The following is a 4,416-nucleotide window of genomic DNA, read 5'->3' on the forward strand; positions in this document are numbered from 1 at the left end:
AGTGCCGCCCCGGCTTCCTCAGGGGACGCCGTGGCAACTCGAAGAACTCTACACGCTCGCGTAGGCCGCATCAAACCCGTGGCGCAAGGGGGTTTCGGCGGCTACCGTCAGCCCATGACCAAGCATGCGCTCGTCCAGCAGTGGTGGGCCGCCTGACGGCGGCCCACCTCTTGCGCATGCACGCGACCGGCCGCCGCCTCGGCGGCCGGTTTGCTGTCTGTGGCGGTGGCTTCCTCATCCACAAGGAGCGCACCGACCCATGACACGCATCTTCAGCGGCATCAAGCCCACCGGCCACCTGACCCTCGGCAACTACCTCGGCGCCGTCCGCCAGTGGGTGGACACGGACCAGCACCGCGCCGAGGCCCTCTTCTGCGTCGTCGACCTGCACGCGCTGACCGTCGAGCACGACCCGGCCCGCGTGCGGAGGCTCAGCCGGCAAGCGGCGACGCTTCTCCTGGCGGCCGGGCTCGACCCGGCGCACTGCACCGTGTTCGTACAGAGTCACGTGGACGAGCACACCCGGCTGGCGTATCTCCTCGAGTGCACCGCCACAGACGGGGAGATGCGCCGGATGATCCAGTACAAGGAGAAGGCGGCACGGGAGCGGGCCACGGGCGGGAGCGTACGGCTGTCGCTGCTGACGTACCCCGTCCTCATGGCGGCGGACATCCTCGCCTACGGGGCGGACGAGGTCCCGGTGGGTGACGACCAGGCCCAGCACGTAGAGCTGACGCGCGACCTGGCCGCCCGCTTCAACCAGCGCTACGGGCACGCCTTCACCGTCCCCAGGGCCGTGCTCCCTACGGTGGCCGCTCGGGTCATGGACCTGCAGGACCCGACCTCCAAGATGGGGAAGTCGCACGCGGAGACGTCCGGCATCGTCTACCTGCTCGACGAGCCGGATGTCGTGCACAAGAAGGTGATGCGGGCGGTGACCGACAGCGGGAGCGAGGTGACGTACGACCGCGAGGCGCAGCCCGGCGTCACCAACCTGCTGGAGATCCTGGCGGCGTGCACGCACCGGAGTCCGGTGGAGCTGGCGGCGTCGTACACCTCGTACGGCGCGCTGAAACGGGACACGGCCGAGGCGGTCGTGGAGCTGCTGCGACCCGTCAGGGAACGGCATGCGCGGCTGTGCGCCGATCCGGGTCATGTGGACGAGGTCCTGCGGGCGGGCGCCGAACAGGCGCGGTCGCTCGCCCGCCCGACGGTCGACGCGGCGTACCGGGCGATCGGTCTGATGCCGCCCCTGCCGTCGGGCGGCACTTCCCGGTAGGGCCCTGTGCACGCCGGTCGCCCGGCCACCCGTTCACCCGAGAAGGTGACGGACCTCGGCCTGTTCGGCTGAACGCCGATCTGTCCGCGGCCGCATCCGCGTCCGCATCAGGACCGGTTTCCTCAGGCGCCCCCCGAGGCGAGCTCCCGGCTTCGGTCGCGGGCCGCCTCGAGGGCGGCGATCAGGGCGGCTCGTACGCCGTGCTTCTCCAGCTCGCGGATCGCGCTGATCGTCGTACCGGCGGGGGACGTGACGGCCTCACGGAGCTTCACCGGGTGCTCGCCGCTGTCGCGGAGCATGACGGCGGCGCCGATGGCGGCCTGGACGATGAGGTCGTGGGCCTTGTCGCGCGGGAGGCCCAGGAGGATGCCGGCGTCGGTCATGGCCTCGACGAGGTAGTAGAAGTACGCGGGGCCGGAGCCGGACAGCGCGGTCGCCGCGTCCTGCTGGGTCTCGGGGACGCGGAGCGTCTTGCCGACCGGCTTGAAGATCGCCTCGGTGCGGAGGAGGTGCTCCTCGGTGGCGTGGGAGCCACCGGAGATGACCGACATGCCCTCGTCGACGAGTACGGGGGTGTTGGGCATGACCCGCACGACAGGCGTGCCGGCCGGGAGCCGCTCCTCGAAGAAGGCGGTGGGGACGCCGGCCGCGGCGCTGATGACCAGCCGGTCGGCGGGCAGGTGCGGGGCCAGTTCGCCGAGCAGGGTCGCCATGTCCTGCGGCTTGACGGCCAGGATGAGGGTGTCGGCGGCCTTGGCGGCCTCGGTGTTGGTGACGGCCTCGACGCCGTAGCGGATCCGGAGGACCTCGGCGCGCTCCGGCCGGCGGGCGGTGCACATCAGGTCGTCCGTCGACCAGCCGGCGCGGATCATGCCGCTGAGGAGGGCCTCGCCGATCTTTCCGGTACCGAGGACGGCGACTTTCTGTGCCACGGGGCTCACGGGCTCACCTTCTCGCTGCGCTGGTCGTCCGGCGGGGGGCCGAGTGCGTGCCTGCCGGCATCGACGGGTCGTAGGCCGGTCATCTTCGCATTCGGCGGCCCGGTGCGGGTTCCTTGTCCGGGCATCGGTACACATGCGGCGGAGGTGGCAGAGGTGGCGGACCCATGCTCGTGGGATTCCGCCGGGGTGATCGGAACCGTCCGCTCCTGCTGTTCGGCACCTTGCTCGACACCGCGTTTACATCGTGGTTACACATCAACTCGCTGATCCGCACCACAACTTGGCCAAAATATGGTCGAGTGATTAACGGCGCGGCGCTGGAGGAAACGACGGCGTTCGCCCGTCACACGGTTCATCCGTGCGGGCACCCGTGCGCCGACGCCCGTCCCTGCGCGACGCGACGTGACGCCGCACTCGGCTTCACTCGGCTTCACTCGGCTTCACTCGGCTTCACTCGGCTTCACTCCGTTCACCGCTCCCCGCTCGCCTCGGTCACCACCGTTCTGCTCGACCCCACTCCCCACCGCCGCCACACCCCACTCCACCTGTCCCGCAACGACGCACCGATCCCCATCGCATCGCTGCGCGCGCCTGGAGCGCGCTGGAGGCCATCCTCATGCAGAAGAAATCCTTCCGCCATGCCCGAAATGCCGGACCCCGCGTTGGCTTGATGAGCACCCTCAAGGCCAACCTCCGGGACAACCTCCGGGCCGACTTCACCGCGTCGCTGGTCGTCTTCCTCATAGCCGTGCCGCTCTCGGTCGGCATCGCCGTCGCGTCCGGCGTCCCCGTCGAACTGGGCCTCGTCACCGGCATCGTCGGCGGCCTCCTCACCGGGCTGCTACCGGGCAGCAGCCTGCAGGTCAGCGGGCCGGCGGCCGGCCTGACCGTGCTCGTCTACGAAGCCGTGCGGGAGTACGGGCTCAGGGCCCTCGGCGTGCTGGTGCTCACCGCCGGACTGCTCCAGGTCGCCATGGGTCTGCTCAAACTGGGGCGCTGGTTCCGGGCCATCTCCGTAGCGGTGGTGCAGGGAATGCTCGCGGGCATCGGCGTCGTCCTCATCGCCGGCCAGCTCTACGCACTCGCCGACGCGGACCCGCCCGCCGGGGGCCTGGAGAAGCTGGGCGGCCTCGTCACCCTGCTCACCGACACCCTCGCCTCGGGCGATGCGATGGCCGCCGTCGCGGTCGGCGCCGGCACCGCGGCCGTACTGGCCCTGTGGCCGCGTTGGCGGCAGGCCCAGCGCGTGGTGCCCGGACCGCTCGTGGCGGTCGCACTGGCCACCGCCGTGGTCGCTCTGCTGCGGCTGCCCGTCGACCGAGTGCAGGTACGCGGCATCTTCGACGCGATCCAGCCACCGGGCGGTGGGGACTTCGCGCGCCTGACGGAGTTCGGCGTGCTCGGGACCGTCCTGGCCTTCGCCCTCATCGCCTCCGCGGAAACGCTGTTCAGCGCGGCGGCCGTCGACCGGCTCCACGACGGCCCCCACACGGACTACGACAAGGAGCTCATCGCACAAGGCGCCGGCAACACCGTGTGCGGCGTGCTCGGTTCGCTGCCGATGACGGCTGTGATCGTCCGCAGCTCGGCCAATGTGAACGCGGGCGCGCGGACGAAGGCCTCCCGCGTACTGCACGGCGTCTGGATGCTGGTCTTCGTCACCCTTCTGCCCTGGGCCCTCGAGCTCATCCCGGTCGCTGCTCTCGCCGGCGTGCTCGTCCACGCGGGCTGGAAGCTCCTGCCGGGGAGGGAACTCGGCCCGCTGTGGCGGGACCACCGCGGTGAAGTGGCCGTACTGCTGACGACCACCACGGCGATCGTGGTCACCAACCTCTTCGAGGGCGTCATCGTCGGCCTGCTCACCGCTGTCGTGAAGGCGGCCTGGGAGACCTCCCACGTCCACATCGAGACGGTGACCCGTCCGGACGGCGTCATCCACGCGCGCGTGCTCGGCAACGCCAACTTCCTGCGTCTGCCCAGGCTGCTGGACGAGCTCGACGCACTACCCCGCACGGGCTACGGCATCGAACTGGATCTGAGCGGGCTACGGCATATGGACCGCGCCTGCCGCACCGCGCTCCTGGGCTGGGCGGAACGAAACGCCGCGGTGCGGAGGGGCGACGAGAACGGCGACGGTGAGGCGACGGGCCAAGTGGTGGCGGTATGAGCGGCAGACCGCATAAAAGGCGCTGAACG

At 70.6% G+C, this 4,416-nt stretch carries 3 protein-coding genes; 2 read left to right on the forward strand and 1 reads right to left on the reverse strand.

The window, feature by feature from the left end; genetic code table 11:
* The first annotated feature begins 259 nt into the window (after positions 1-259).
* Positions 260-1,279 carry a tryptophan--tRNA ligase gene (gene trpS, locus AB4K12_RS31195; protein ID WP_368438161.1) on the forward strand — a complete coding sequence of 340 codons (1,020 nt, stop codon included), beginning with the start codon at positions 260-262 and terminating at the stop codon, positions 1,277-1,279.
* 122 nt (positions 1,280-1,401) lie between these two features.
* On the opposite strand, the gene proC is transcribed toward trpS, so the two are convergent.
* The gene (gene proC / locus AB4K12_RS31200) at positions 1,402-2,211 is read right to left on the reverse strand and encodes a pyrroline-5-carboxylate reductase (protein WP_368438163.1); all 810 of its coding nucleotides are present in this window, start codon (positions 2,209-2,211) and stop codon (positions 1,402-1,404) included.
* Between the two features lie 679 nt (positions 2,212-2,890).
* Between proC and AB4K12_RS31205 the strand changes: the two genes are divergently transcribed.
* The gene (locus AB4K12_RS31205) at positions 2,891-4,387 is read left to right on the forward strand and encodes a SulP family inorganic anion transporter (RefSeq protein ID WP_368438165.1); all 1,497 of its coding nucleotides are present in this window, start codon (positions 2,891-2,893) and stop codon (positions 4,385-4,387) included.
* The last annotated feature ends 29 nt before the right edge of the window (positions 4,388-4,416 follow it).

It is taken from the genome of Streptomyces sp. C36, assembly GCF_040932295.1.
GTDB classification, from domain to species: domain Bacteria; phylum Actinomycetota; class Actinomycetes; order Streptomycetales; family Streptomycetaceae; genus Streptomyces; species Streptomyces triculaminicus.

Excerpts from the sequence above, each read along its gene's own strand:
- trpS (WP_368438161.1), top strand. The coding sequence starts at position 260 with ATGACACGCATCTTCAGCGGCATCAAGCCCACCGGCCACCTGACCCTC.
- AB4K12_RS31205 (WP_368438165.1), top strand. The coding sequence starts at position 2,891 with ATGAGCACCCTCAAGGCCAACCTCCGGGACAACCTCCGGGCCGACTTC.